The sequence below is a fragment of the Aurantimonas sp. A2-1-M11 genome (assembly GCF_036549475.1).
Classification (GTDB): Bacteria; Pseudomonadota; Alphaproteobacteria; order Rhizobiales; family Rhizobiaceae; genus Aurantimonas.
Genome location: NZ_JAZHLI010000147.1, coordinates 1 through 3,707 on the forward strand (window position 1 = coordinate 1; position 3,707 = coordinate 3,707).

The 3,707-nt window shown below is 60.7% G+C and carries 4 protein-coding genes and 1 pseudogene; all 5 read right to left on the bottom strand.

The window, feature by feature from the left end:
• Window positions 1-30: 30 nt before the first annotated feature.
• Entirely contained in the window at window positions 31-186 is a 156-nt protein-coding gene (locus VQ042_RS24945; protein ID WP_331822954.1) for a winged helix-turn-helix domain-containing protein, read from the bottom strand.
• 114 nt (window positions 187-300) lie between these two features.
• Window positions 301-432, bottom strand: a pseudogene (locus VQ042_RS26235) (helix-turn-helix domain-containing protein); the annotation flags it as partial.
• Window positions 393-641, bottom strand: a complete 249-nt coding sequence (locus tag VQ042_RS26240; RefSeq protein WP_442880232.1) for a helix-turn-helix domain-containing protein — start codon at window positions 639-641, stop codon at window positions 393-395. The pseudogene VQ042_RS26235 and the gene VQ042_RS26240, both read right to left, overlap by 40 nt.
• Before the next feature lie 14 nt (window positions 642-655).
• Window positions 656-2,035 carry a glutamate-1-semialdehyde 2,1-aminomutase gene (locus VQ042_RS24950; RefSeq protein ID WP_442880233.1) on the bottom strand — a complete coding sequence of 460 codons (1,380 nt, stop codon included), beginning with the start codon at window positions 2,033-2,035 and terminating at the stop codon, window positions 656-658.
• Between the two features lie 323 nt (window positions 2,036-2,358).
• Window positions 2,359-3,162: a response regulator transcription factor gene (locus VQ042_RS24955; protein ID WP_331822956.1), complete on the bottom strand. Its 804-nt coding sequence runs from the start codon at window positions 3,160-3,162 to the stop codon at window positions 2,359-2,361.
• Window positions 3,163-3,707: the final 545 nt, after the last annotated feature.

Sequence of the window (3,707 nt, forward strand, 5' to 3'; positions counted from 1 at the left end):
TGCATGAAGGGTTGACGCAGATCCCGCCACTCACGCCGCGCCGCCCTGACGTCCGGGCGTTCTTTCTCCGATGCCAGCAGGGTTTTTTTTATAGGTGAACCCTTCCTGGCGCATGAGCTTGGAAAGGCTGGACGGATCGGCCGTCACGCCGTGCAGCTCTTCCAGCCAGGCGGCGAGGTCCGGCATGGTGATGTCGGGCCTGGCCTTCACCTTCTCGACGATGGCGAGCCGATGCGGCCCGAGCTTGCCAGATCCGGCAGGACGACCCTGCCTGGCCGGCTCCACGGAACCCGTGCGAGCGTAACGGGCCTGAATTCTCACCGCGGTCGATGGCGCAACCTCAAGCCGCGCCGCCGCCGCACGCCGCGTCTCGCCAGCCGCAACACCACGAACTATCCGAAGCCGCAAGTCCGATGAAACCGATCTTCCCATGGTGCGTATCCTCCCGCACACAAGGAATCAGAATACGTCNAGCGCGCCTGGCGCCCCGGATCGCTCTGAGGGTGGGTCGGCCGGGCTTTCTGGCGCGAAAAGCCGTTACGGCGCAGGATGCGCGACAGGCTGGCGGGATGAACATGCTTGTCGAACCGCGCCTCGATCCAGCGGCAGAGTTCCAGCCAGCAAAGGCTTACGGGTTGCAAGAAGCGCCGTAGGCTTACGCCGATCGGATGAGGCCCGCCGCCTCAGGCGGTGTCGAGCTGACGCATGCCGGCCGCTTCGGCAACTCGTTGTATCTGCGATAGACGATCTGCGAAGGCGGTCCAACGAGATAGCGCTCGACCCCTTCGTCAAGGGCTCGGGCATAGACCTCCAGCGCGCCGTCGACCGCCTCGATCGTGCGCTCGATGTCCAGATTGGCGTGCGAATAGCTGACCACCAGGGAGGGCATCAGGACGCCCCGCCGGATAGTCTCCTGCAGGAACAGCGAACGGAAGGCCTGGGACGGGCTCCCCTCCCGATCGCGCGTCTCATAGGCAAGACAGGATGGCCGCCCGACGATTCTGACGTACTCATCGAGACCGTGCCTGCCGATCACCTGCTCCAGGCCGCGCCGGAGTGCCTCTCCTTGCCGGTAGAGATGCTCGATCACCGGCTCGCTCTGGTAGATACGCATCGTTGCGATGGCTGCGGCCAGCGCATGCGTTTCGGCGCCATGTGTCGTCGAGAGCAGGAAGACGCGCGGCCGGTCCGTATGATCGAGCCCGCCCAGCCGCATATATTCTTGCTTTCCGGCCAGCGCGGACACGGAGAACCCGTTCCCCATGGCTTTGCCGAAGCACGACAGGTCTGGCACGATCCCATAGAGCCGCTGTGCCCCGCCGGCATGCCAGCGGAACCCGGTGATCATCTCGTCGAGGATCAGGAGCGCGCCATTGGCACGGCAGAGGCGCTGAAGCGCCGGAAGATAGCCCGGAGGCGGATCCGACGCCCTCGCCGCCTCCAGAATCAGCGCGGCAATCCGGCCGGGATGGGCGGCAAAGAGGCTGGTCGCACGCTCGATGTCGCCGTAGCGGAACGTGACGGTGAGGCGCTTGGTAGTCTCAGGAACGCCGGCATCCACCGGCGTCGTTCCAATGAACCAATCGTCCGTCGAAAAGAACGGGTGGTCGGCGCAAAGAGCGATCAGGTCGCGCCCCGTATAGGCGCGGGCGAGCCGGACCGCGGCGGAGGTCGCATCCGATCCGTCCTTGCAGAACTTGACCATCTCCGCGCCCGAAATAGACGCAAGGAACGTCTCTGCGCAGTCGAGCTCGATGCCTGCCGGACGGGTGAAGTTGCACCCCTGTTCGAGAGCTTTTTTAGCCGCGAACACCACCGGGGCGTAGGCATGACCCAAGCCGACCGCGCGATTGCCCATCCCGTATTCGATGAACTCGTTTCCGTCGACGTCCCAGACATGGCACCCGGACCCGCGCTCGATGAACCCAGGCGAAAGCTTCGGGTACTGGTCGTCACCCTTGGCATAGGTGTGACTTCCACCCGGAATGACACTGTGCGCCTGCTTTCGCATCCTGTCGGAGATCGTGAAACGCACCGGCCCCAATCCTCTCTTCTTGCCCGGGCGAACTTGCCTTCGCTTTCTCGATTCTAATGTCAGGGAGACGTGCAGCGATATGGCGAAACCTGAATAAGCGTCTACCCACTTCGACGGAGTATGCCGCATCGTTCATTTCGCCCGTCGCAGCGGCAAGCCTCGCCGCCAGTGCACCTCATCCGGGATTCGACCCATGACTCCACTCGACCGACAGCTTGTCGGCGCAGCCGATTGCGATCAGATCCCGATACGGGATCGAATAGAAAGCTTGCCATGACGCGGCACAAGGGGTCGCGGTAAAAATTAATATGCTAATACATGGTCTATTTTTGCGAAACGATATCCATCGGAAACATTTCGTTGAGCTTATATGCCACTTCCGTCCGATTTGTCGCCTTGAGTTTCTTCATCACGTTTCTGATGTGAACTTTAACGGTGCTTTCCCTGAGATTCAATTCGTACGCAATGATCTTGTTGGCCTTGCCGCGCCTCAAGGCCTGCACGACCTCCGCCTGGCGATGCGTGAACATGCCGGACAAGGGCCGCGCGACTTCGCTCTTGGCCTCGATCAGCTGCCGCATGGCAAGGACGCCTTGTGCAGGCACGAACACGCCGCCGGCCATAGCCAGCTTGATGGCCTCAACGCAGACACCCATGCCGACGGAGGATGGTATGAAGCCGCGGGCGCCATACTCGAGCGCCTTCAGAATGGCAGACAGATCCTCATTATCAGCCAGGACGACCAGTGGCGTCGAAGCGAATTCCGAGGACAGTTTCTTGATTTCCTCCGAAACGGCAGCCTCGCCGAACTCCCTGCCGCCAATGTTCAGCAGGATCGCGGAGATCGATGTATCGGCCGATTTCCGGCCAAGCCAGTCACTGATCGATCCGAAGGCGAGTACCGTCATACCGACATCGTGGGCGATGAGGCTTTGGACGAAGCACTCGCGATCGAGCGCTCTATTGTCGAACACGACCAAGGTACGTTTTGATCTCTTCGACGTGGGAGGCTCAAGCCCGCGGTCAGCCACCGCCGTGCTGAGGCTCGATGAGTCCGGATCGTTGCTTTCAGCGAAATCCAGTTCGCGTCGATCCAGGTGCGCCTGATCATGAAGTGACGTATTCATCTTTGTTTACCCCGCCTTTGCGTATCCGAGATTGCGATACGCTGACGGAGAAACGGAAGCTCTCTAGCCGGGCGCTATCGCATACAATAGGATTCGAACAATGTTTGACATTGTTGAATGGTCCTTTGATGAGTAGTCTCGCCCCTGGCCGACGCAGCACTCGCCAATAGGCGGTGCTTTGCCAACGTCAGGTGTAAATTACATCGTCTAAATAGCGTGTCAACGGTTTAATCAAACGGAAAGCTATGTAATTCGACGGCCTTTACAGCCGCTCTTGCGGTCGTTGGCCGGTTGGGACGAAACGCCGTTTTCCTACCGCAGCGGGAGGTCAGGCCGACCTCGACGGAATTGTTGACACGGTCGGATTTGTCGGATTGCCCCGGCGCTCGCATCTCGCGACTTGTCGCCATGAGGCCATCAACGGGAGTGTTACGTAAGCGCGGCCTGAGCCCCATTGGCTTTACGCTTTCGATGGCTTCCCCGGTCTGCGAGTCTGGCGCCCTTTCCCTGGATTGGAGGGCGCGATGTTCGAACGGGATACGGAT